Annotated in this window: 23 protein-coding genes; 10 read left to right on the plus strand and 13 right to left on the minus strand. The window is 44.2% G+C overall.

Features of this window, described 5'->3' with window-relative positions:
- Positions 1-16: 16 nt before the first annotated feature.
- Together ACVFI8_RS17510 and ACVFI8_RS17515 are read right to left on the minus strand one after the other, a co-directional pair.
- Entirely contained in the window at positions 17-478 is a 462-nt protein-coding gene (locus tag ACVFI8_RS17510) for a YchJ family protein (RefSeq protein ID WP_248712309.1), read from the minus strand.
- Between the two features lie 100 nt (positions 479-578).
- Positions 579-2060, minus strand: coding sequence for a DUF3369 domain-containing protein (locus ACVFI8_RS17515; protein ID WP_457872103.1), 1482 nt, complete (start codon positions 2058-2060; stop codon positions 579-581).
- A gap of 143 nt (positions 2061-2203) precedes the next feature.
- Here ACVFI8_RS17515 and cobT point away from each other — a divergent pair, with 143 nt between their 5' ends.
- The 4 genes from cobT to ACVFI8_RS17535 are packed head-to-tail and all read left to right on the plus strand — an operon-like array spanning position 2204 to position 5039.
- Positions 2204-3247: a nicotinate-nucleotide--dimethylbenzimidazole phosphoribosyltransferase gene (cobT, locus tag ACVFI8_RS17520; protein WP_457872104.1), complete on the plus strand. Its 1044-nt coding sequence runs from the start codon at positions 2204-2206 to the stop codon at positions 3245-3247.
- On the plus strand, positions 3231-4031 hold the full coding sequence (locus ACVFI8_RS17525; RefSeq protein WP_457872105.1) for an adenosylcobinamide-GDP ribazoletransferase: 801 nt from the start codon (positions 3231-3233) through the stop codon (positions 4029-4031). Before cobT ends, ACVFI8_RS17525 begins: the two co-directional genes overlap by 17 nt.
- A gap of 2 nt (positions 4032-4033) precedes the next feature.
- Positions 4034-4606 (plus strand): histidine phosphatase family protein, encoded by a 573-nt coding sequence (locus tag ACVFI8_RS17530; RefSeq protein WP_457872106.1) that lies wholly within the window; start codon positions 4034-4036, stop codon positions 4604-4606.
- Positions 4587-5039: a lysozyme inhibitor LprI family protein gene (locus tag ACVFI8_RS17535; RefSeq protein WP_457872107.1), complete on the plus strand. Its 453-nt coding sequence runs from the start codon at positions 4587-4589 to the stop codon at positions 5037-5039. Before ACVFI8_RS17530 ends, ACVFI8_RS17535 begins: the two co-directional genes overlap by 20 nt.
- A gap of 13 nt (positions 5040-5052) precedes the next feature.
- Here ACVFI8_RS17535 and ACVFI8_RS17540 read toward each other — a convergent pair whose 3' ends face one another.
- Positions 5053-6147: a ketoacyl-ACP synthase III gene (locus ACVFI8_RS17540; RefSeq protein ID WP_248712303.1), complete on the minus strand. Its 1095-nt coding sequence runs from the start codon at positions 6145-6147 to the stop codon at positions 5053-5055.
- A gap of 256 nt (positions 6148-6403) precedes the next feature.
- Here ACVFI8_RS17540 and ACVFI8_RS17545 point away from each other — a divergent pair, with 256 nt between their 5' ends.
- Positions 6404-6724 carry a hypothetical protein gene (locus ACVFI8_RS17545; protein ID WP_248712302.1) on the plus strand — a complete coding sequence of 107 codons (321 nt, stop codon included), beginning with the start codon at positions 6404-6406 and terminating at the stop codon, positions 6722-6724.
- A 144-nt stretch (positions 6725-6868) separates the two neighbouring features.
- On the opposite strand, the gene ACVFI8_RS17550 is transcribed toward ACVFI8_RS17545, so the two are convergent.
- The 8 genes from ACVFI8_RS17550 to ACVFI8_RS17585 all read right to left on the minus strand — a co-directional run bounded on the left by ACVFI8_RS17550 (position 6869) and on the right by ACVFI8_RS17585 (position 13306).
- The gene (locus ACVFI8_RS17550) at positions 6869-7741 is read right to left on the minus strand and encodes a type 2 periplasmic-binding domain-containing protein (RefSeq protein ID WP_248712301.1); all 873 of its coding nucleotides are present in this window, start codon (positions 7739-7741) and stop codon (positions 6869-6871) included.
- A gap of 221 nt (positions 7742-7962) precedes the next feature.
- Entirely contained in the window at positions 7963-9450 is a 1488-nt protein-coding gene (locus tag ACVFI8_RS17555; RefSeq protein WP_248712300.1) for a carboxypeptidase M32, read from the minus strand.
- 35 nt (positions 9451-9485) lie between these two features.
- On the minus strand, positions 9486-10064 hold the full coding sequence (smrA, locus tag ACVFI8_RS17560) for a DNA endonuclease SmrA (protein WP_248712299.1): 579 nt from the start codon (positions 10062-10064) through the stop codon (positions 9486-9488).
- Positions 10065-10136: 72 nt separating this feature from the next.
- Positions 10137-10280, minus strand: coding sequence for a DUF3149 domain-containing protein (locus ACVFI8_RS17565; protein ID WP_248712298.1), 144 nt, complete (start codon positions 10278-10280; stop codon positions 10137-10139).
- 68 nt (positions 10281-10348) lie between these two features.
- Positions 10349-11224 (minus strand): TraB/GumN family protein, encoded by an 876-nt coding sequence (locus tag ACVFI8_RS17570; protein WP_457872108.1) that lies wholly within the window; start codon positions 11222-11224, stop codon positions 10349-10351.
- A gap of 158 nt (positions 11225-11382) precedes the next feature.
- Positions 11383-12216 (minus strand): SDR family oxidoreductase, encoded by an 834-nt coding sequence (locus ACVFI8_RS17575; protein ID WP_457872109.1) that lies wholly within the window; start codon positions 12214-12216, stop codon positions 11383-11385.
- Complete coding sequence (locus ACVFI8_RS17580) at positions 12213-12878, minus strand: PilZ domain-containing protein (RefSeq protein ID WP_248712295.1); 666 nt, start codon at positions 12876-12878, stop codon at positions 12213-12215. The genes ACVFI8_RS17575 and ACVFI8_RS17580 overlap by 4 nt, the downstream gene beginning before the upstream one ends.
- A 209-nt stretch (positions 12879-13087) precedes the next feature.
- Entirely contained in the window at positions 13088-13306 is a 219-nt protein-coding gene (locus tag ACVFI8_RS17585) for a DUF1127 domain-containing protein (protein ID WP_457872110.1), read from the minus strand.
- 97 nt (positions 13307-13403) lie between these two features.
- On the opposite strand from ACVFI8_RS17585, the gene ACVFI8_RS17590 reads away from it, so the two are divergent.
- Positions 13404-14342 (plus strand): LysR substrate-binding domain-containing protein, encoded by a 939-nt coding sequence (locus tag ACVFI8_RS17590; protein ID WP_457872111.1) that lies wholly within the window; start codon positions 13404-13406, stop codon positions 14340-14342.
- 59 nt (positions 14343-14401) lie between these two features.
- On the opposite strand, the gene ACVFI8_RS17595 is transcribed toward ACVFI8_RS17590, so the two are convergent.
- Both ACVFI8_RS17595 and adhE read right to left on the minus strand, forming a co-directional pair.
- On the minus strand, positions 14402-15142 hold the full coding sequence (locus ACVFI8_RS17595; protein WP_248712292.1) for a DUF3108 domain-containing protein: 741 nt from the start codon (positions 15140-15142) through the stop codon (positions 14402-14404).
- 126 nt (positions 15143-15268) lie between these two features.
- Entirely contained in the window at positions 15269-17932 is a 2664-nt protein-coding gene (gene adhE / locus ACVFI8_RS17600) for a bifunctional acetaldehyde-CoA/alcohol dehydrogenase (RefSeq protein ID WP_457872112.1), read from the minus strand.
- Between the two features lie 568 nt (positions 17933-18500).
- On the opposite strand from adhE, the gene ACVFI8_RS17605 reads away from it, so the two are divergent.
- The 4 genes from ACVFI8_RS17605 (at position 18501) to oppD (ending at position 23058) form a co-directional block, all read left to right on the plus strand.
- A complete protein-coding gene (locus ACVFI8_RS17605; protein ID WP_457872113.1) occupies positions 18501-20129 on the plus strand; it encodes an ABC transporter substrate-binding protein in 1629 nt (542 codons plus the stop codon).
- A 100-nt stretch (positions 20130-20229) separates the two neighbouring features.
- Positions 20230-21150, plus strand: coding sequence for an oligopeptide ABC transporter permease OppB (gene oppB, locus ACVFI8_RS17610; RefSeq protein WP_248712289.1), 921 nt, complete (start codon positions 20230-20232; stop codon positions 21148-21150).
- A 9-nt stretch (positions 21151-21159) separates the two neighbouring features.
- Positions 21160-22068: an oligopeptide ABC transporter permease OppC gene (gene oppC, locus ACVFI8_RS17615; RefSeq protein ID WP_248712288.1), complete on the plus strand. Its 909-nt coding sequence runs from the start codon at positions 21160-21162 to the stop codon at positions 22066-22068.
- Positions 22069-22083: 15 nt separating this feature from the next.
- Positions 22084-23058 (plus strand): oligopeptide ABC transporter ATP-binding protein OppD, encoded by a 975-nt coding sequence (oppD, locus tag ACVFI8_RS17620; RefSeq protein ID WP_248712287.1) that lies wholly within the window; start codon positions 22084-22086, stop codon positions 23056-23058.

The following is a 23058-nucleotide window of genomic DNA, read 5'->3' on the forward strand; positions in this document are numbered from 1 at the left end:
TTATTCAGTTTTAAAGTTAGGATTTGTTACAGCACTGTTTTAGCTTTTTCCCACTGCCACAAGGGCAAGAGGAATTGCGGGCCAAAGGCTTTGGCGAAAATTCACCATCGGTATAAAACCAACAATTATCCGCTTTGATAAAATTAGAGCGCTCGTGCAATATTTGTAGCTGTCCATTTTCGCGGTAATAGGCTTTAAATTCCACTATTCCGCCTAGCGCGTTGCTAAAGTCACAGCTAAGTATAATTTGTAGCTTCTCCCACTGATTGACGTCATCTTGGTTAAATGCGGTTGGCATTGTTCCTTGACGAAAATCGGGGTGATGAGTCTGCCAAAGATAATTTGCATCACTAAGAGTGAAGGCCGTATAACGAGAGCGCATAAGCTGCTCACAGCTAGCTGGCGTGGATAATCCACTAATATAAGGCTGGCAGCACTGATGATAATCACTACCGCTGCCGCAGGGGCAAAGTAACACCGGAAGACCTCAAATTTGACTAAGGGCGAAGTGTAACAAGAAGCAAGCAATAACACAGCTGAAAATTGGTTACAGTTTACACATTGCTTGATTTAACGCGCTAAATGCCGAGGACCTGTAAAGCAAACAGAACTAATTTAGGGTCAAATTTAACCGCAGAAGCCTGTTTCAGTTTTTCGGCCAGCTCTGCTGGCTGCTGGTGCTGCAGAGCAAATGCTGCTAAACCCGTGATGCGCGCATAGGGATGGATGCGCTCTCCTGCTAAACCAAGCGGTTTGCCACTGCCATCCCAATGCTCACGGCATTGATTGGCAATGATGACGCTCGCATCAATGGCACGCTGAACATGAGGATCTTGCAATTTTTCTGGTAGCCCGCAGTGTTCTTCGATGCGTTGCCATATATCTCTATTCAGAATATTACAATTGAGCAGTAGATCGGGTAAGCCAACATTTGCTAAGTCATAGAACCACGCTGAGGCCTTTAAGTCGATGATTTGCTCTGCCGTTAATGCTAGACATGGCGCCAGTTGTTCGCACAAGCTTTGCATTGCCAGCTGTTCATCACAAGGCCGTTGTTTAGCTTGCATCATACTTTGATAAAGCATCTCGACCAGCTGTAACTGACCATAGGCGAGTTGTTTCTGTAAGTGACGGTTTTCTAAGCGTACCGAGGTATTTTGTAAATAATACTCTAAAGGCTCAAACTGCGGCGGAGTGGTGTGTGGCCAACCTTCAATGTAAAACAGTAAAGGCTCACTTTGAGGGTTGGCTAAAAAAAACAGCGCGTTAGTGTCGCCGTAACTATGCTGCTGGCTTTGTTGAGCTTGGCTTATTAGCGCCTGAAGACGATTGGGTAACTCTTTTAAGTGACGGGTATCTTTTAGATAATCGAGTTTACCAATGCTATCTAATACGCATAAGCGGTCTCTATATGAACTGATCGCAAGGCCATGAATTAGCGCTGGCTTGGTGCCGGTCTCGGCGGCTAGTTTACGCAGTTCATGTAGGGTGGTGTGAGCCAGTATTTGTTCATTTTCACCCGTTGCCATTTGATGAGAGGAGTTAATCACCGCGCGTAGCTTGTTGTGTTGTGAATGTAATTCGGAGATCTCTTGATAGGCACGCAGTGAAGCACACATTAAGGTATCTAAATTGACATCACTTAACTCAGTTTTGTTTTTATAGTCACTGACATCATAACGGCGAATTACTTCGCGAATAGGGGCTAAGCCGGGTTGTCCGGTGCGTAAAATAAGGCGAATTTGATGGTTGTTTAGTCGTTGACGAATATCATCTATAAGCAGTAAGCCTGCGTCATCGCTCTCCATTACCACATCTACCAAAGCAATTGCCACATCAGCGTGATTGCTGAGCAATTCAAAGGCTTCTGCGGCGTTATAGGCATCTATAAAACTGAGTTTACGTTGTTGATAAGAAAAATTGTTTAGAACCAATTTAGTCACGGTATGCATCTCACTGTCATCATCTACGATGAGGACTTTCCATGGCTCTAACTCTGGTTCATCAACATCAAGTTCGTTATCGTCATCCAAAATGAACAGTTCGGCATTACTACTCATTTATACTCTCCAATCTTACCCGATGAATGCTCTATTATTCAGTATAGGAAAGCTCAACGTTTGTAACAGGATATTTATGTTAATTATGCCAAGCAAACAGGCTAAGCTAGTGGCATCATATTTTTGTCGCTAGGAAGTTGATTTTGCATCATAAATTTATTATCGAACCGTTAGATTCAGGTTTGGCTGAGGCCCTTAACAATAAAATTGATAGTAAAACTAAGCCTCAAGGGGCTTTAGGGCAACTAGAAGCACTCGCTTGCCAAATTGGCCAAATTCAAGCGACTTTAGAGCCAGAGATTCGTAAACCTAAGATGATTGTATTTGCGGCTGACCATGGCATCGCAATGGAGGGGGTGAGCGCCTTTCCACAAGCGGTTACTGCGCAAATGGTGGAAAACTTTGTGTCTGGCGGGGCAGCGGTAAATGTATTTTGTCGCCAGCATAATTTGGCCTTTGAAATTGTTGATGTTGGTGTCGCTCAATTAATCTCTGAAGAGGGGGTTGTGTGTTGCAAAGTTGCTGCAGGCAGTAACAGCTTTTTAGATGGCGATGCGATGACTCAAAGCCAATGCTTACAAGCGATAGATGTTGGCGTAGAGCGAGTGGCTCAGGCCGCTAGAGATGGCTCTAATCTATTAGCATTTGGTGAGATGGGTATTGCCAATACCGCCAGTGCTGCGGCCCTAATGGCGGGGTGCTTAAAGCTAGATGTGGCGCAGTGTGTCGGCCGAGGTACAGGTCTAGATGATCAAGGTCTACAGCATAAAACACGTGTGCTAGAACAAGCCTTAGAGCGACATAGGGGCGATTTTGACTCACTACAATGGCTGGCTAAAGTGGGTGGGTTTGAAATCGCAGCGATGGTAGGCGCATTCTTAGAAGCGGCACATCGGCGAATGGTGATATTAGTCGACGGATTTATTTGCTCAACGGCTGCGCTAGTGGCCTCGCAAATAAACCCCTTAGCTAAACAATATATGGTGTTTTGCCATCAAAGCGCAGAGCAAGCGCATCAGGATTTGTTAAAGAGCATGGAAGTAAAAGCACTCTTAGATTTATCATTACGCTTAGGCGAAGGAAGTGGGGCGGTATTAGCTTATCCCTTAGTATGTTCGGCCACCGCTTTCTTAAAAGAGATGGCTTCGTTTGATTCAGCAGGAGTCAGTCGTGAAAGCGAGCAGTAGGCTCAAGCAAGAGTTAAATTTATTTTTTAATGCGCTCAGCTTTTTTAGCCGTGTTCCAGTACCAGCATGGGTGGAATATAGTGCGACAAGCTTAAGTCATTGTGTGCGTTATTTTCCCTTAGTTGGTTGGTTTATAGGCTTACTCAGTGGGCTGGTTATTATTGGTTTAATGCCTGTTTTCGGCGCGCCCTTAGCGGTTTTATTGTCTATGGTGATTAGCTGTTGGGCCACAGGCGCATTTCATGAAGATGGCTTTGCCGATTGCTGCGATGGCTTTGGTGGGGGATATAGCCCCGAGCAAATTTTGATGATCATGAAAGATTCTCGTTTAGGTACCTATGGCGTGTTGGGCTTATGTTGCATATTGGCCATTAAGTTCACTGCGCTATTAGGCTTAAGCCAGTCGTTCAGCGCGGTTAACTTACTCTTTACGGTATTTTTAGCCCATACTTTGAGTCGTTTTAGTGCGGTATTATTGGTTTGGCGGCTTAATTACATAAGAGAGCCTAGCGAGCCCAGCAAAGCCAAAGCGGTGGCGCAAAACCTTGCCATAAAAGATGTATTATTGGCTTCTGTATGGGTGGTGGTGCCCGCGTTGATGATTCAGCTTAATGCTTTACTGGTAGCGCTGGTGAGCACGATAGTGATTACTATTTTATGGGCTCGTTACCTTAAGCTTAAATTAGGTGGATATACCGGTGACACGCTTGGTGCTCAACAGCAGTTAAACGAAGTGGGTATTTACTTATCTATAACTGTTGCTGTTAACTTGGCTTGGCTCTAAGTATGGCTAAAGTATTATTGGTTCGGCATAGCCCACCGCTGATTGAAGCCAATCACTGTTATGGCCAACTGGATGTCGTAGCTGACCCCGTCCAGTTGCAAGCTTGCATCGAACGTTTATCGATAAAACTGACGCCATATAAGCCTTTTACTGTGCTGTCTAGCCCTCTAAAGCGGTGTAGCCAACTCGCCGAAGGACTCGTTGACCAGGTGACATTTGATGGGGCTTTAAAAGAGCTTGATTTTGGCGCTTGGGAAGGGCGCAGTTGGAATGATGTGCCCCAACAAGCCTTGCAAGCTTGGGCTGACAATCTGCTTGATTATCGACTTGGTGAGTTTGGCGAAACGGTCAATGAGTTTAATCAACGTGTCAGCAGGTTTTGGCAGCTATGCCAAAACTTACCGCTAGATTCCTGCTTGGTTTGTGTCACTCATGCGGGGGTTATTCGTACTATTATTGGACTGGTGGAAAACCTCGATATTGAGCAAGTGATGTCGTTACCGATTAATATGGGCTCGGTAACTTGTCTGAAAATTCAACCCTCAGGAGTGAAAATTGAATACCAAAACTGTTAGCCTTTTGCTGAGTATTTCTGTTGGTTTTAGTTTGCCAGGGTACGCGACCCAAAATGACACCGGCATAGTGGCTGGAAAAACAGTCCAAGCCAATAAACCTAAAGTGGACATTGTCGGTAAGTGTTGGCAGCGAGAAACTCGGCCTGAAGTGAATAAGTGCTTGGAAAACAGCCTTGCTCAATTAGACCATCTCGTTCGGCAACGTTTGGTGGTGTTAAATCAACAGGCCTCAGAGTTAGAGTTTATTAGTGAAGGCGCTAAAGGGGTGGTTGATGCGCTAAATAATGCCAAACTAGAATACAGTTCTTTTAGACTCGCTTTATGTGATTGGGAACGCTTAATGATGGCTGGTGGCAGTGGTGCAGGCAGTCAATATTTAAGTTGTGAAATACAGCTGACTCAACACTGGTTGAGCCGGCTGCATCAATGGTAAGCCATCAGGCCTATTAAGCTTCAGCTTGACGGGCTTGTTTACAGCCTTCAATCGCAGGTGCAATAATTTCTAACGCGCTTTTATCACATGGGCTTAGGCTTGCATCAGATTGTTGTAATGGGGTAACCCGTTTACCCCAACGTATTGCTGCTGCACCCCAAGTCAACCCTGCACCAAAGGCAGCGAGTAAAACATTATCTCCTGGTTTAATTCGGCCTTGTTCTAAGGCTTCACATAGCGCTACCGGAACTGTCGCCGCTGAAGTATTACCGTATTTTTCGATATTCACCATAATGTTTTCGTAAGGGGCATTGATACGTTTAGCCAAGGCATCAATAATCCTTAAATTGGCTTGATGCGGTACGATGAAGTTAACTTCATCGTTGGCGATATTGGCTTGCGCTAATACGTTAGTCGCAGCTTCGCCCATACCTTTAACGGCTCGTTTGAAGATTTCAGGGCCTTCAAACTGGAAGTTATACAGTGTATCAACCCCTGAAAAACGTTTGCGATTGGTGCCGAAATCAGAAATTGACAGAATTTCACGTTTTTCACTATCACAACCTAATTTAGCCGCTAGAAAGCCTACTTTGTCAGCGTCATGATTGGCTTCCAGTATTACCGCGCCTGCGCCATCACCAAACAATACTGCAGTATCGCGTTTGGTCCAATCAAGTAGTTGGGTTAATCGTTCAGCACCAATTAACAAGATGCGCTGCATTGCTCCGGTCTGAATAAGTGCAGAAGCTGTTTGCATGCCGTAGACAAAGCCACTACATGCAGCGTTCATATCAAATACAGCGGCATTATCAGCTTTAAGCAGTTGTTGTACACGGCTGGCGCTACTGGGCACTGACGTACCGGGAGTACAGGTACACAAAATAATCGCATCGAGTTGATCCACGCTAAGGCCTGCCGCCGCTAAGGCATGCAAGCCGGCTGTTGCAGCCATTTCAGCGATATCAACGTGTGAGACACAACGCTCTTTAATTCCGGTTCGGCTACTGATCCACTCATCAGATGTGTCGAGAAAAGTACTTAAATCGTGGTTAGTTAGGCGTGTTGTAGGCATACATTTGCCCCAACCGGTAATTTCAGCATTATGCATAGTTAGCTTATAACTCTGTTTTATTGAAGATGAAGGATTATGCCTTATGCTTGGCAAATAACCAAACCAGAACAATATTTAGACTTAAAAGTGAAGTTTAAGAGGTTTTGTTTGAAAATTCAGTTTTAACTGGTATTAGTCATACTTATTGTGCGATAATTGCACCGAATTGATGGACTCGACCTGAAAATTTCAAGGTCAACTTATGTAACAGGGATGCTCAATAACTCTCTGGTTTATGTAAATAGGGTCTGTTATGACAGCGCACAATCACCATTCTACAATATCGTCGCCAAACGCGACTAATTTTGAAACGTCAGGTTTTAACGAAAATACACGTTTTTTTGAGCTTACTATTGATTTGTATGCCGACTCTTTAAGTTTGTTGGCTTTTGGTGGTGATGTTATTGGTAATCTGCCTCCTACAAAGCTCGTTGCCGTAAATGGTGAAGTAGACGACTTAAAAGGTTTCTTCTCCGCGATGTTTGTTTGGACTTTTTCACATATTAGAGAGCTTGACGCACCATCGCCAGTTGAGCCACAAGATTGGCTGCTATTAGATGCCAATGAGTTTTGAACGAATACTCTGCTCAAGTTTAATCACCGCTACCCCTGATAAAGACATTTAGCCAGTTGGTAAACACCTTGGCTGACTTCAAGGCCTGTGATGCTGTATTGAGCTGAACAACGCGCCTTAGGCTAAGTGCTTTAGATAGTATTGCTAGTAATCGAGAGGGTCTACCCAAAGTTGCTGGTTGTCGTATATGGGCTGAGCGCTAAGTTGGTCATTTTCAATTTTAAATATCGTTTTATTTTTAAGATCTGAACGTCGTATATTATCAGCGTGGTAACGATTAAATAAGGCGGTAAACTCACCGTTATTATGTAGTTGCCAAAGACCCTTCTCTATACGCTGGCGTAACCTTGGTTCACTGGGTGACACAAAGAGAAACACCGGTAAAGGTAGATGCAGCGCTTTGGTTTGTTCAATGATCATATTCGGGTATATAGATGCTCTTTCTTCATATTCATAATAAATCTCATTAATACCACGAATGAAATAATCAAAGCGTTGATGATTTAACATGCCAAATAAGCCTTCGTATGAACTGCTAGTCACCACTGTAAAGTCTTGCTTTTTCAGTACTTTGGTTGTTGTCCACTGAAGGCCTAGCCCAGCTCTTAGCTGTTTCAGTTGCTCTAGTGAGTCTAGTTGTTCAAATCGGTGTGCGTTTTCATTATGAATAAGTAGGCGCCGATAACCGAGTAAGCCTTTTAAGATAGGGAAATAAATCGGCTCTATGCTTCTTTCCCATACCTGAGAGCTAGGAGCTGAATAGATATTGATAAGCTTACCCTCATGTAGCTCTTGCAAGGCTCTTTTGCGCCTTAACAGCACTGGGGAAAAAACAATTTCATACTCGCCATATTCAGCGCGAGTGGCTTCTAATGCGGCGGTAACCACTTGCAGCGGATAAGCATCTCGTTTGTCTAATTCAGAATGGGCTTGATTATATCTGACGATGTCTACAGCCATGGCGCTCAATGGCTGTAAGATTATGCAGAACAACAAGATATAGATATATCTACTCATTAAGCGTCTCATTAAAGTGGCTATTTAATATTCTCAGTGAGTTAAATCACAATAAGTATAGCTGACATTTTTGCTGTTTTTTTTCTTCGGTTGATGAATCAATTGTCGTCACAGAGAAATGCTTGATTGGGCGGTGTGCATCGTTGGCAGTGTTAAATGCGTGGGGGATAGCTTATAACTCGGTGCTTGGCGGCCAAAACCAAGCACCAAATTTGTCATGCTTATAGGTATCTTGTATGTAAATGTTGTTCAAAGTAGCGAGTATTTAAGGTTTCCCCTGTGGCACGACGGACCAGCTCATCGGTGTCATGAATACTGGCTTGTGACCAAACATTTTGACGTAGCCAACTAAATACTTGTGAATAGTCTCCTGCTGCCACGGCGGCCGGGGTCTCGGGGTGCGACTTTACTAGAGCTGCATGAAATTGCGCAGCATACATAGCGCCGAGTGAATAAGAAGGGAAGTAACCAATTAACCCAGCTGGCCAGTGCACATCTTGCATACAACCGTGTTGGTAATTCCCCTTGGTAGATAGCCCTAAATACTGTTGCATTTTTTGATCCCAAAGCTCGGGAATATCTGCCACGCATATATCACGATTAATCAAATCTCGCTCTAATTCGTAACGTAGCATGATGTGAGCTGGGTAGGTCAGTTCATCGGCATCTACTCGGATATAACCCGGTTTTACAGTTAAGTAGTGCTGTTTTAGCTCATCTAACTGCATCGGCTGTTTTTGGCATAAATGGGTGTTAACCAGCGGAAGTAATTGTTCTACAAAGGCTTGGCTGCGCCCCAACTGCATTTCAAAGAACAAGCTTTGGCTTTCATGGATCCCCATAGAACGGGCTTGGCCAAGCGGTAAGTTGATATAATCTAGGGGTAAATTTTGCTCATAACGGGCGTGACCCGTTTCATGCACTATGCCCATCAGTGAACGCGTGAAATCTTCCTCTTCATAACGGGTAGTAATGCGAACATCACTGGGTACGCCACCGCAGAACGGATGTGCACTGACATCTAAACGACCGTGGTTAAAATCAAATTGCAGTTTTTCCATTATCGCCATACCAAGCTGCTTTTGCTGCTCGGTAGGGAAAGGCCCGTTAAGCTGTAAAGTAGGCCAAGAAGCCTGCTTATCAACTACTTTTTGTATCAGTTGAGGGAGCCAAGCTTGCAGTTCGCCAAAGACCTTATCTAGGCGATGCATTTGCATGCCAGGTTCATACAAATCGAGCATAGCATCGTAGGGTTTAAGGCCGGTTTTATCTGCTCTAATCTGCGCTTCTTCAATGGCGAGTTGCATCACCGCTTGCAGGTTCACTTGAAAAGACTTCCAATCGTTCGCGCCACGTTGATCACGCCATGCATGTTCACAATGGGCTGTGGCCAATGATTTAGCCTTGACCAAGTCTGCAGGTAAAGCGGTATCGTTGTACCAGCTTCGCTCCATCTCGCGTAATGAGGCTTGCTGTAAGGGAGTCAAGTCTTCTAACTTAGCGGCGCTCAACCAATCTTGCATTTCTGGGCGAGTGGATTTTTCATGCATCAATACCGCTAACTCAGCTAAGGCATCAGCGCGAGCCTGATTCCCCCCGTTGGGCATCATGGTGGCTTGATCCCAGCCACATATCGAATTTAAGTGAGATAACTTAGACAGGTGCTGAAAGTGGTCGCTAAGTTGTTGGTAAGCGCTTTGCTTAGTCATGCTAGATCCTTGTTCGAATACTTAATCGAAAATTCTTATTGGGCGAGGCGTCTTGCATGACGCTCGCGATTATCAAGCTTTTGCTGTTCGCTTTTCTTAAGCAGCACGTAAATCGCACCGGTTCCGCCGTGCATTGCTTGCGCGCTATGAATAGCTAATACCGCATCAATTTGCGGTAGCCACTGGCTTACATAGCTTTTGAGTAAAGCGGGTGGTTGGCTGTTGTGACCTTTACCGGTAATGATTAAGGCACTACGAATATTGAGTTGCTGACACTGCTGAATAAAGCTAACTATTTCGTTGCGCGCTTGTTCTAAACGAAATTTATGCAGATCTAGTTTGGCTTGGATTTCGTATTTTCCCAGCCTGAGTTTTTTATGCACTCCGTACTGCAAACCAGATTTTTTAAAATCAACCACATCATCTGGGTGCAATAAGACCACATTCTCCAGTGACAAATAGTCTTGGCTTGTGGCTGCAGCTTGCTGAGCCGCCTGCTGACGAGCCTGTTTCGCCGCTTCGTTTAAGCTGCTCGCGCTAGTGCTTACCGCATCTTGCTTTAAAGGTTTAATTCCAGCGACTTCTTGCTGAAACAGATCAAATTCATTAGACATAAAGAAACTCCTAAACAACGAAGTTCCTTCTTTATAGATGAGAGCAGCCAGCGGTGCAACCGCTGCGTTTGCTTATTTTTGTGGGGGCTCGCTTTGACGAATTTTTTTCAAGAAGTAATACGTATAAAAACCCATCAAGCCAATCGTAATTGCAATCACTGTAATAGACATTAAACCAATGCTGTTGCCAAATAATAAGTCGAGCCATAGATCCATAGCTAATACTCCATATCGCGGGGTAGAATTAGCATAATTTACTCAATAAATAATCAAATTGATGTTGGTCAATTTGTCATCGGATCAACTTCACGTATTAAATAACCTTGTTGCGTTAAGGAGCTTAGCAGGCCTTGTTCACCGTAAAGGTGCATGGCTCCTACCACCACAAAACTGGTGGCTTCAAATTGGGTAAGTTGCTTCATCCAAGCGCGGTTGCGCGCAAATAAAATCTTATCTAACACCATGTCGGCATCATGCTGAAACATGGGGTCATCGCTGAGTAAGGCAAATAGCTGTTGGTTATCGCCATTGTTCCAATGGTTGACGAGTTGTTTAAATAGGGCTGGCACTTGCTCAAAATCGTCCAGTGTTTGCTCCAATAAAGGCACTTGTATTGAAGCTAGACTGCTCAGCGCGTCTATTTGTTGTTGAAAACTTTCTAGCTCTACTATCGGCGTTTTGCTTGCTTCAGCCCGTTCTATAAAATGTAAGTCTAAGCCAAGTTGAGGTTCAAAATCTAAGCTTTGCATTTGCAGTTGGCTAATAATTATCGCCACGTACCAGGCCTGCATATTGTCAAACATGGCCGCCGATATACCCAATTGTTGGCTGCGCTTAGCTAATAACTGTTGATATTTAGGGCTTAAGTCTTGGCTAAGGGATCGCTGTTCAGGCTGTTGGCTATGGGCCTTTAATGCTTGCTGATCTTGTAGACTAATATTGGTGACGTCGGTTTCGATAATCAGTCGTTGGCTTTGCTTAAAGGCATCGATAAAAGTGGCCGGAAGAGGATAGAAATCTTCAGTGCCTAGATGAATTGAGCCAAATAAATACAGCTTTTTTTGACCTTGCTCAGCGAGCCACAAAGAAGGTTCTGCTTGTAAGTTACTGCTAGATAGAATTAATAAAAGTGAGCTTAAACGGCTGATCCAAGGTTTCATAGCTGATCCGCTAAGGTAAAAGTACGCTTACTTTAGCACGTCATTTACTTCTATCCATCGCTGCATTGGGTTTTATCGTTAAGGATGTCACTACTACGCCAGTGTGCCGGTAAACGATAAGAAGCGTTTTGACCGTATGTTAGCCGCCGATATCGGGTTTAGCTTTTTCTTAAAATTATATCGAGTAAAGCTACTGGCAAAATACGTCGTAAGATGGCAAATAAGTGGGTAGGGAAGGTGACATAATAGCGGGCCTTTGGCTTAGGCGCTTCAAGGGCATGAATAAGCGCCTTAAAAACAGCGCTGGGTGGTAAGGTAAATTGGCTGCTAGGTCCTTCTTGCTCAAGACGGTCTATGGTCAGTTGGTAGGCAAGTTGATGACGCGTATTATCACTATCAATATGTTGTTCAAAGGCCGCTTTGGCGTTTTTCCTAAACAAACTAGTAATAGGCCCTGGTTCAATTAAACAGACTTTAACAGGGGTATCAGCCAGCTCTAACCGCAAGGTGTCGGTATAGCCCTCTATGGCAAACTTGCTGGCGTTATATGCTCCACGATATTTCATGGCGACCAAACCCAATACAGAGCTGTTTTGAATGATGCGTCCAGCTTGTTGTTCTAGCATATGGGCAATGGCTAAGCGGCTGAGATGGTGCCAGCCAAAAAAATTGCTTTCAAATTGTTGGCGTAAGGCATCTGTTGGTAGATCTTCAAGCGCGCCTGGTTGGCCATAGGCGCCATTGTTGAACAGCTGGTCTATTTTTCCCCCTGTTAGCTGTAAGGCTTGATTCCAACCTGATTCGATAGACGATTGCTGGGCTAAATCGATCTGTACACAGCTTAAGCCCAAGCGCTTCAAGCGCTCTACGTCGGCAGCCTTTCTGCAGGACGCAATTACTTGGTAACCGCGAGCGTGCAGTTGCTGAGCGCAGTATAAACCGATGCCACTGCTACAGCCGGTAATCAGGATCGTTGAGCGGGTTTGTTTCAAGCGCTCGCCTGTTTTTTCTCAAAAGCCTTATCAACCAATTGGTATTCAATTTGTTCAGAGACAACTTGATAGTCTTGAATAAACTGGCAGCCTAAAGCAAATTCATCCCGTTCATTAGGGGTGTTTTTAATCTGACAAGTTAACAGTACCGGTTCTTCACGTTTAGGAAAACGGGTTTGTAGCTGAAGATTTTTATCTTTAAGCACATTGATATTAAATTTGTGCGCTGCCGTTGGGACAAATTTGCAACCGCGCTCAGAAATATCCTTTAGAACCCCCCGAATGACATGTTTAGAATCCAAGTGTAAGGTAGCCGGTTGATAGCATTCATAACGGTCAAACTTACGCAGCGGCATGCTCATTACATTGAGGGGGTATTGTAAAATCATCCACCGAGCGGGCTCGTTAATCAGTGTCACAATTTCAGAACGGAAAGCAATCAATTTGCCGTCCCAATGAAAGCGAGCGTTCACTTCACAGCCTTCGCTGATAATGTTTATTCCCGAGCTTTGATCACCACCATTAAGACGGCAAATAATGTAGCTCTTTTTGTCTACGCCTATCCAGTAACCCTTGAAATCGGCAGCCTTTTTAAAGCGGGTGGTAATGCTTAAGTTTATACCGCAATTAGGCGGTACTTTGTGAAACTGTACTTGATCCATAGACGTAAAACATCAAATCCATTGGTGCGGTAGCAAAGGGGAGATCACCCAAACGGTGATCTAGTGCGGTGATTCTAGCGGAAAATAAATGAAAAAAACATATTAGAAGGCAGTTTAAAGGGCTTCAGCGGGCTGTATAGCCGCGACTAAAGTAGAGTTAGGTTGATAAAACAAAGCATTACATTTTTATCAACCTCAAGCATTCCACATTAAACTTTCCAAAAAGGCTTACTCGCTTCGTGCAGCGCATCATTGCGATTAATGCCAATGTCTTTAAGCAAATAGTCAGGGAGTGACGCGAGATGCTTGCGGGTTTTTCTACGTAGCAGCATGGCGTTTAAGCTTTTGATATAGCGACTTAAGTTTAGCCTGATTAAACTTAAGTGAGCGGACGTGAGCTTGGTGTTGTAGTGGTTTAGTGTTCTCATAACTTAACTCCTTTTATCGGTTGACGGTTAAAAGTTACGCGATTTTAGGCTAAGCTGACAAACGACTAAAATTGACTTACGGTTAAGGAATACTTAAGTGAAGGATCGTTTGCCTCCGCTACAAGGCTTATATTATTTTTATTTAGCCGCGGAAATGGGCAGCTTTAAAGCGGCTGCCGCTAAACTGTATGTTACTGCTGCCGCGATGAGTCAACAGATCCGCCAGCTCGAAGACCGTTTAGATGTGCGCTTATTTGAACGGCAACATCGCAAGGTCGTGCTCACGGCCGAAGGTACCACCTTGTACCACTATGCAAAACAAGCCTTCCTTAGCTTGCAGGACGGGGTAAGACAAATAAGCCAAGACCCTGACCCAAGTCGCTTATCGTTGTCGGTGCTGCCATCATTTGCTCAACATTGGCTGGTGCCGCGCTTAGGTGATTTTAGCCAACAGTTTCCCGATTTATCGGTAATGTTGATGCCAAAAAACGCATTGATTGATTTTAGCCAAGACAAAGTTGACTTATGTGTACGTTATGGCCTGGGCGATTATCAAGGTTTGCGCTCTGTTAAGCTGATGGATGATCATCTCTATCCGGTGTGTCATCCCCTTTATCTACAGCAGCATCCGGTTGAATCGCTAAACGACTTGCGTAAACATACCGTGATTGATGATGCGAGACCTGATATGAATTGGCAGTACTGGCTAGAGCTCGCTGGGTTTGATTCTAGTGTGGCTAAGGCCAACTTACTTTATCAAGGTGCTCATGTGGTGATTGAGGGCGCGCTGGCAGTGCAAGGCATCGCTTTAGTACGGCACAGCTTAGCGTGGAAGTATATACAGCAAGGCATGTTGGTTAAGTTGGGTGATGTAGAGGTAAGGCCGCGATATGGCTATTACTTGGTCGCGCCAGAGCCCTATTTCAAACGGGACAAAATTCAGCAGTTTAGTACTTGGATCCATCAGCAAGCAGAACAATTTTGGCAGCAAAGCCAAGAGCAGCAAGATAGTAGTCGCATTGTTGTGGCAGAGTAGGCCAAGTACATACTTGGCCATACATGCGAGTTGCTATAAGCGGACGAACGTCGCTAGGTTCAAAAAGCTTTAGCGGTTTGATTGGCTGGAATAGCCGGTTCTACAGGGCCTTTGATATCGATGCGGGTGGCTTCTAAGGTTGCCCAGCTTTTGCCATTACGAATGATTTCAGCTTTGACTAAGTGGTAATCAAGCTCAGGGGCAAGCCATAACCAAGTACTCCGCCCTTCGCGTTTCTTTTGCTCCACTTTTAAGGCGTAGAAACTCCCTAAGATAGTGTCTACCGTTTCTTCACCTACCACGGTAAAGCGGTAGTTATCCACTTCATCAATCACATTGTAATGGTAATCCATATCGGTAGAACCATTTTTTAAGTCGTTTTGTAATTGAATAGAGAATCCGGCGGCATCCATTAATTGATGCACGTCTTCAGGAGCCTCAAAATGATGGCGTTTACCATCTATCTCAACAATTAAGCCGCCTTTTCGGTCAGGGTGCCCAGTGGCGTGAGTCGTAGAGAATAAGCTACTCTGTTTAAGCACAAAACCTTTGGTTTGCACATCCCCCTCGTGGTAGGTGAAACGAGAGGTATCATCGTACTTTAACCCCCCAGCGAGGGCGGTGCCGATGCTCTTAATTTGAAAGGTATCATTGCCTAAATCGATTAACTGACGATAACCTTTAGCAATAGGTATTCCCTTAAAGTCTGCACGATACTCTGCCTCAAAGGGTAACACCTCCGCCAAACTGGTACCGCTAAACAACAAAGCCGAAAGCGCAATAGCTTTTGTATACCGCATAACATTTACCCTCAACACATCTTCAACTAATTATAGCCGCCATAGTATGACAAAGCTTAGCGCTAAATTGAAAATAAAAAAAAGGCCCCGTAAACGGAGCCTTATGTTTTAGCGCTTAGCTAGCGATTAAGCTTTAGCTTTAGTCGCTTTTTTAGCAGGTGCTTTTTTAGCTTCAGCTGCTTCACGTTCTTCGGCTTCAACATACGGGCGACCGTAGTATGAATCGATAAGAACTTGCTTCAACTCGCTGATTAATGGGTAACGTGGGTTTGCGCCAGTACATTGGTCATCAAACGCGTCAACCGCTAATTCATCAACTTTAGCTAAGAACTCAGCTTCTGGTACACCAGCCGCTTGAATTGATAGTGGAATATCAATTTCAACTTTAAGTTCGTCTAACCAAGTTAGCAATGCGTTTAGCTTGTCTTCAGTGTTACCTTCACGGAAACCTAAGTGCTCAGCAACTTCAGCGTAACGAGCACGTGCTTTCGGACGGTCGTACTGAGAAAACGCAGTTTGTTTAGTTGGTGTATTCGTTGCGTTGTAACGAATTACGTTAGTTAGCAATAATGCGTTAGCTAAACCGTGTGGTACGTGGAACTCTGCACCCAATTTGTGCGCCATAGAGTGACACACACCTAGGAAAGAGTTAGCAAACGCGATACCAGCGATAGTGGCAGCATTGTGAACTTTCTCACGAGCAACTGGGTCAGCTTTACCATTTTTGTAAGAGCTTGGTAGGTATTCTTTAAGCATTTTAAGCGCTTGAAGAGCCTGACCGTCTGAGTATTCGTTAGCGAGTACAGAAACATAAGCTTCCATAGCGTGAGTAACCGCATCGTAACCACCAAAGGCACATAGTGACTTAGGCATATCCATTACTAGGTTAGCGTCAACAACCGCCATGTTAGGTGTTAGTTCGTAATCAGCTAATGGGTATTTTTGGCCAGTAGCATCGTCAGTTACAACAGCGAACGGTGTCACTTCAGAACCCGTACCAGAAGTAGTAGTAATACATACTAACTCAGCTTTAGAACCCATTTTAGGGAACTTGTAAATACGTTTACGGATGTCCATAAAGCGCATTGACAGGTCTTCGAAATCAGTTTCTGGGTGCTCGTACATTACCCACATGATTTTCGCAGCGTCCATAGGTGAACCACCACCAACCGCGAGAATAACGTCAGGCTGGTAGCTGTGACATGCATCAGCACCTTTCTTAACGATAGTTAGCGTAGGATCAGCTTCTACTTCGTGGAAAATCTCAACTTCCATGCCTTTATCTTTAAGGATAGCGCGTAGGTCGTCAATGTAACCATTGTTGAATAAGAAACGGTCAGTCACGATAAGTGCGCGTTTCTTGCCATCTAGGTCATCCATAGCGATTGGTAATGAACCACGACGGAAGTAAATTGATTTAGGAAGTTTGTGCCACAACATATTCTCAGCTCGCTTAGCAACAATTTTCTTGTTGATTAAGTGTTTTGGCCCCACGTTTTCAGAAATCGCGTTACCACCCCATGAACCACAACCTAGCGTTAATGAAGGTGCTAGTTCGAAGTTGTAAAGGTCACCAATACCACCGTGTGAAGAAGGCGTATTAATAAGAATACGTGCAGTCTTCATTTTGTCACCGAAGTAAGCAATACGATCTGCATTTGCGTCTTGGTCAGTGTAAAGCACTGAAGTATGACCAACACCGCCGATGTCTAACACGATACCTGCTTGGCGAACTGCGTCTTCAAAGTCTTTCGCTTTGAACACACCTAGCGTAGGAGATAGTTTCTCATGAGCGAACTCATCATCGTAAGATGCTTCTAGGCCTTCACCGATAAGGATCTTAGTTGATTTAGGTACAGTAACACCCGCTAGCTCAGCAATTTTGTATGCTGGTTGGCCAACGATTTTAGCGTTAAGTGCGCCATTGATAAGCAATACTTTACGTACTTTATCAGCGTCAGACTTGCTTAGTACCGCTGCGCCGTATTTAGCGAAACGCGCCATTACTTCGTCGTACTTTGATTCAACGATAATTGCAGCTTGCTCAGAAGCACAAATTACGCCGTTATCAAAAGTCTTAGACATTAAGATAGAAGAAACCGCACGTTTAACGTCAGCTGTTTCGTCAATCACTACAGGCGTGTTACCAGCACCAACACCAATCGCAGGCTTACCTGATGAGTAAGCAGCTTTAACCATGCCTGGACCACCAGTTGCAAGGATAAGAGAAATGTCTTCGTGCTTCATTAATGCATTAGACAATTCAACAGAAGGAGTATCAATCCAACCAATGATGTCTTTAGGCGCGCCAGCTTTAATCGCTGCGTCTAGTACTAGCTTCGCGGCGAAGTTAGTAGAGTTTTTAGCGCGTGGGTGTGGCGAGAAAATACAACCGTTACGCGTTTTCAAGCTGATTAACGCTTTGAAAATTGCAGTAGAGGTTGGGTTAGTGGTTGGTACGATTGCACAAACGATACCAACTGGCTCAGCGATAGTAATAGTACCGCCTTCGTCGTTGCGGTCAATAACACCACAAGTTGGTTCGTCTTTATATTTGTTGTAAATGAACTCAGAAGCGAAGTGGTTTTTAATCACTTTGTCTTCCATGATACCCATGCCTGACTCTTCAGCGGCCATGCGGGCTAGTTCAATACGTGCTGTAGAAGCTGCGAGTGACGCTGCGCGGAAAATTTTATCCACTTGTGCTTGGTCGAATGTTGCGAATTCAGCTTGCGCTGCCTTCACTCGAGCAACCATTGCGTTTAACTCATCTATATTACCTACAGGCATCCTGTTCTCCTCATTTAAACTAAAACTAATTAGTAAACCGTTACTGACTATCAAAAACTGAATCTTGAAGACTATTAATAGCCGCTTTAGTGGTTTAGTAATTAACTTTCACTAGCGATTATAATAGCCCTTTAGTGGTACCACTTGATCCAGATCATGTGTTGCTAAGTTACAAATGTAAAAAAATCACTAAATAATTACAGTAATATTTAGTGATTAATACAAAATTTAACCAAATGATGTAAATTTTTTACCAATGCGTATTTGTATTACAAGAAAAGGCATATTTTATATTTAGTCTATCATTTAATGATAAATGCTAATGGTTGTTAGAGGTTAGCTTAACTTAGTGAAATAACAAAAAAAACTGTTAATTGCTTGAGCATAATCGGTTATTTGACCCGATGTTTTGCAACTTTATATTTGTTGTTTTTTCAATTCGAGTGTAGCATCTGGCGTTGATGTGTATTTTATTAGAATATTGTACTGATTTAATATTCATGTAAAGTGAATGGAAATTTCACAAGCGGGCTAAGCATTGGTTCGATGTGTCAATATGGAGATGAAAATGAAAACTGCTCAAACCCTCATTAGTAGCGTAGTTAGCGCTGTAATTTTAGGTTCTTTTGCTACAGCTACCCTTGCTGCTGATGTTCCGGCGGGTACTAAACTTGCGCCAGTTCAAGAATTGGTTCGCGGTAACGGCACAGAGCCTGCCTCTCTGGACCCTCACAAAACTGAAGGTGTACCAGAATCTAACGTGATTCGTGAGTTATTAGAAGGCCTAGTAAACCAAGATGGCGATGGCAACCTAGTTCCAGGCATAGCAGAATCATGGGAAACTGAAGACAACAAAACTTTCGTTTTTCACCTACGTAAAGATGCGCGTTGGTCAAACGGCGATAAATTGACCGCTCACGATTTTGAATATAGTTTCAAACGTGCCGTTGACCCAAAAACGGCAGCGCCTTACTCGTGGTATCTAGAAATGACGACCATGGTAAACGCAGCAGACATCATCGATGGTAAAAAAGATGCCTCCGAGTTAGCGGTTACAGCTTTAGATGACTACACCCTAGAAATTAAACTTGAGCAAGCGTTGCCATACTTTGTAGCAATGACCTCTCACACGACCTTGAAGCCGGTTCACCGCGCAACGGTAGAAAAATTTGGCGACAAATGGACACTACCCGCTAACTTCGTGGGTAACGGTGCTTATAAAGTGGCCGAGTGGGTAGTGAACGAAAAGATCGTAATGACGCGTAACGAAAACTACTGGGATAACGAGAATACCGTTATCAATAAAGTGACCTACTTACCGATTGAAAACCAAGTTACCGATATGAACCGCTTCTTAGCCGGTGAAATCGACATGACTTATGAAATGGCTAACGAGCACTTTAAGCGTATGCAAAAAGAGCAGCCAGACTCGTTGAAAGTAACCCCTTACTTATGTTCTTACTACTACGGCTTTAATAACAAGAAAGCACCATTTGATGATGTGCGTGTGCGTAAAGCCCTTTCTTATGCCATCGATCGCGATGCGGTAGCTAAGTTTATCGTAGGTAAAGGTGAACTACCGGCTTATAACTTCGCGCATCAAAAAGTAGCTGGCCTACAAGTTGATACGCCAGATTACGCAACTTGGACACAAAAAGAGCGTAATGCTAAAGCGGTAGAGCTGTTAGCTGAACTGGGTTATGGCAAAGACAAACCTCTTGAGTTTACCTTGTTGTACAACACCAGTGAAAACCATAAGAAAATCGCTATTGCGGTTTCTTCAATGTGGAAGAAAACGCTGGGTGTTAAAGTTAACCTAGAAAACCAAGAGTGGAAAACCTTCCTCGATAACCGTCGCAACGGCAACTACGACGTAACACGTGCTGGCTGGTGTGGTGATTACAACGAAGCGTCAACCTTCTTGTCACTGATGCAAAGCAATAACGGTAATAACGACCAATTCTACAATAGCCCTGCTTATGATGGCTTTATGAATGGCGCTATGGCGGCGGTTGATGATGCAGTTCGTGGTGACAACTACCGTCAAGCTGAAGCGCAGCTTGCACAAGATATGCCTTTGGCACCTATCTATCACTATGTAAATGCGCGTTTGGTTAAGCCTACCGTTGGTGGCTACCCAATGAACAACGCTGAAGACAAAATTTACACCAAAGACCTATACATCATTGCTAAGTAATTGATGTTTGTTAAATAAGGCACCTTTTAATCGAGGTGCCTTATTTTGTTGTTACTAAGCTTACTTAAGTAACGGCAACCAAGAGAAGCTGGAAAATAGTATGATTAAGTTCATCTTAAAACGAATGCTAGAAGCAATTCCAACCTTGTTGGTATTGATTACTATCACCTTTTTTATGATGCGTTTTGCCCCAGGAAGTCCTTTCTCAGGTGAACGCTCACTACCGCCTGAAGTGCTGGCCAATATTGAAGCTAAATACGGTTTAGATAAGCCGGTATTAGAACAGTATTTCACTTACTTAGGCAATTTGGCGCAAGGCGATCTAGGCCCGTCATTTAAATATAAAGACTACACCGTGAATGAACTGGTCGCTCAGGCTTTGCCGGTGTCAGCTAAAATTGGCTCAATTGCCTTTATCTTCACGGTATTAATGGGGGTATCGGTAGGTACCTTAGCGGCCCTAAAACAAAATACATGGATGGACTTTACCATTATGTCCACGGCAATGGCCGGGGTGGTGATGCCTTCCTTTGTATTAGCCCCCACGCTGGTGTATATCTTCGCCATTAAGTTGCAATGGCTGCCCGCCGGTGGTTGGAATGGAGGCCAGTGGCAATACATCATTTTGCCGATGCTAGGTATGTCACTACTTTATGTCGCGTCTTTTGCGCGGATTATGCGCGGCAGCATGATTGAAGTATTAAGTTCTAATTTTATTCGAACGGCCAAAGCCAAAGGGTTGCCTTATGGCTACATTGTTACTCGCCACGCGCTGCGCCCTGCGCTGTTGCCTGTTGTGTCTTATATGGGGCCGGCATTTGTGGGCATTATTACTGGTTCGGTAGTGATTGAAACCATTTTTGGTTTACCGGGCTTTGGTAAGTTGTTTGTGAATGGCGCACTTAACCGAGATTATTCATTAGTGTTGGGCTTAACCATTCTTATTGGTTCATTCACCATCATTTTCAACGCGATTGTAGACATACTTTATGCCTTCATCGACCCGAAAATTCGCTACTAGGAGGCTGCCATGTTAAATAATCAACAGAACAGCGAAGCGCTTAGCGAGTTTGCTGATAAGTTAGAAATTGAAGGCCGCAGCTTGTGGCAAGATGCTCGCATGCGTTTTATGCGTAACCGTGCTGCCATGGTGAGCTTAGGCATACTGGTCTTCATTACCTTATTGGTTGTGTTTGGCTCTTACCTAAGTGAATTTGCCTATGACGATACCGATTGGGGTGCCATGCACCAAGGACCGTCTATTGAAACTGGCCACTACTTTGGTACTGATTCACTGGGCCGTGATATGTTTGTACGTACCTTATTAGGGGGGCAAATATCATTGCTAGTTGGTGTGATGGGGGCATTTGTAGCCGTACTTATTGGTACGCTATATGGTGCAACGTCAGGCTTTTTGGGTGGAACCGTTGACCGCGTAATGATGCGCTTGCTGGAAATCCTTTACGGCATTCCTTTCATGTTTTTCGTGATTTTGTTAGTGACCTTTTTTGGGCGCAATATCTTCTTAGTGTTTGTGGCCATTGGTGCGGTGTCTTGGTTAGACATGGCACGTATTGTACGCGGTCAAACACTTAGCCTGAAGAACAAAGAGTTTATTGAAGCTGCCGAAGTGTGCGGTGTGTCAAAATGGAAAATCATCACTCGCCACATTGTCCCTAATGTATTGGGCATTGTTGCGGTTTACGCCACTTTATTAGTGCCACAAATGATTCTTACCGAATCGTTTTTAAGCTTTTTGGGCTTAGGGGTGCAAGAGCCAATGACATCTTGGGGCGCATTGCTGCAAGACGGTTCTCAAACCATGGAAATTGCTATTTGGCAGTTACTATACCCAGCAGCATTTATGGTGGTAACACTATTTAGTTTTAACTATGTAGGCGACGGTTTACGTGATGCCTTAGATCCGAAAGATCGGTAGGGCAAGGGTACAACAATGAGTTTATTAGACGTTAAAGACCTTCGGGTAGAGTTTTCTACTCCTGAAGGCAGTGTAACTGCAGTGAATGATTTAACCTTTTCACTGAACGCAGGCCAAACCTTAGGCATTGTAGGCGAGTCAGGTTCGGGTAAAAGCCAAACCGCTTTTGCTTTAATGGGGCTGCTGGCAAAAAACGGTACCATTACTGGCGAAGCCTTGTTTAACGGTCAGCAAGTGCTTAACTTGCCAGAAAAAGCGCTAAATACGATTCGTGCTGAGAAAATCTCGATGATTTTCCAAGACCCAATGACTTCGCTTAATCCCTATATGAAAGTGGGTGAGCAGCTTAAAGAAGTATTGCGTTTGCATAAAGGCATGACTAACCGTGAAGCCCATGTTGAAGCAGTACGCATGTTAGATGCGGTAAAAATGCCCGAAGCCGAAAAGCGTATGGCTATGTACCCGCATGAGTTTTCTGGTGGTATGCGCCAACGGGTAATGATTGCTATGGCCTTATTGTGCCGCCCGCAATTGCTCATCGCCGACGAACCAACAACGGCATTAGACGTTACAGTACAAGCACAAATCATGACCTTATTAAACGAGCTAAAAAGCGAATTTAATACCGCCATTATTATGATTACCCATGACTTAGGTGTTGTCGCGGGTATTTGTGACAAGGTGTTAGTTATGTACGCAGGCCGTACCATGGAATATGGCACCGCGCGCGATGTATTTTATAAGCCAAGCCATCCTTATACCGAAGGTTTGTTAAAAGCGATCCCTCGCTTAGATACGGAAGGCGCAATATTGCCCACCATTCCGGGCAACCCGCCTAACTTGTTAAAATTGCCACAGGGCTGTCCGTTCCAAGAACGTTGCCACAGAGTGAGTGATATTTGTCGCCAACAAAGCCCGGCGCTTAGCACCTTTGGTAGTGATCGACAACGCGCCTGTCATGACGACTTCCATTTACCGGGAGGTCAATAA

It is taken from the genome of Agarivorans sp. MS3-6 (genome assembly GCF_054112545.1).

Excerpts from the sequence above, each read along its gene's own strand:
- ACVFI8_RS17515 (WP_457872103.1), bottom strand. The coding sequence starts at position 2,060 with ATGAGTAGTAATGCCGAACTGTTCATTTTGGATGACGATAACGAACTT.
- ACVFI8_RS17530 (WP_457872106.1), top strand. The coding sequence starts at position 4,034 with ATGGCTAAAGTATTATTGGTTCGGCATAGCCCACCGCTGATTGAAGCC.
- ACVFI8_RS17540 (WP_248712303.1), bottom strand. The coding sequence starts at position 6,147 with ATGCATAATGCTGAAATTACCGGTTGGGGCAAATGTATGCCTACAACA.
- ACVFI8_RS17545 (WP_248712302.1), top strand. The coding sequence starts at position 6,404 with ATGACAGCGCACAATCACCATTCTACAATATCGTCGCCAAACGCGACT.
- ACVFI8_RS17550 (WP_248712301.1), bottom strand. The coding sequence starts at position 7,741 with ATGAGTAGATATATCTATATCTTGTTGTTCTGCATAATCTTACAGCCA.
- ACVFI8_RS17555 (WP_248712300.1), bottom strand. The coding sequence starts at position 9,450 with ATGACTAAGCAAAGCGCTTACCAACAACTTAGCGACCACTTTCAGCAC.
- smrA (WP_248712299.1), bottom strand. The coding sequence starts at position 10,064 with ATGTCTAATGAATTTGATCTGTTTCAGCAAGAAGTCGCTGGAATTAAA.
- ACVFI8_RS17565 (WP_248712298.1), bottom strand. The coding sequence starts at position 10,280 with ATGGATCTATGGCTCGACTTATTATTTGGCAACAGCATTGGTTTAATG.
- ACVFI8_RS17570 (WP_457872108.1), bottom strand. The coding sequence starts at position 11,224 with ATGAAACCTTGGATCAGCCGTTTAAGCTCACTTTTATTAATTCTATCT.
- ACVFI8_RS17580 (WP_248712295.1), bottom strand. The coding sequence starts at position 12,878 with ATGGATCAAGTACAGTTTCACAAAGTACCGCCTAATTGCGGTATAAAC.
- ACVFI8_RS17585 (WP_457872110.1), bottom strand. The coding sequence starts at position 13,306 with ATGAGAACACTAAACCACTACAACACCAAGCTCACGTCCGCTCACTTA.
- ACVFI8_RS17595 (WP_248712292.1), bottom strand. The coding sequence starts at position 15,142 with ATGCGGTATACAAAAGCTATTGCGCTTTCGGCTTTGTTGTTTAGCGGT.
- adhE (WP_457872112.1), bottom strand. The coding sequence starts at position 17,932 with ATGCCTGTAGGTAATATAGATGAGTTAAACGCAATGGTTGCTCGAGTG.
- ACVFI8_RS17605 (WP_457872113.1), top strand. The coding sequence starts at position 18,501 with ATGAAAACTGCTCAAACCCTCATTAGTAGCGTAGTTAGCGCTGTAATT.
- oppB (WP_248712289.1), top strand. The coding sequence starts at position 20,230 with ATGATTAAGTTCATCTTAAAACGAATGCTAGAAGCAATTCCAACCTTG.
- oppC (WP_248712288.1), top strand. The coding sequence starts at position 21,160 with ATGTTAAATAATCAACAGAACAGCGAAGCGCTTAGCGAGTTTGCTGAT.
- oppD (WP_248712287.1), top strand. The coding sequence starts at position 22,084 with ATGAGTTTATTAGACGTTAAAGACCTTCGGGTAGAGTTTTCTACTCCT.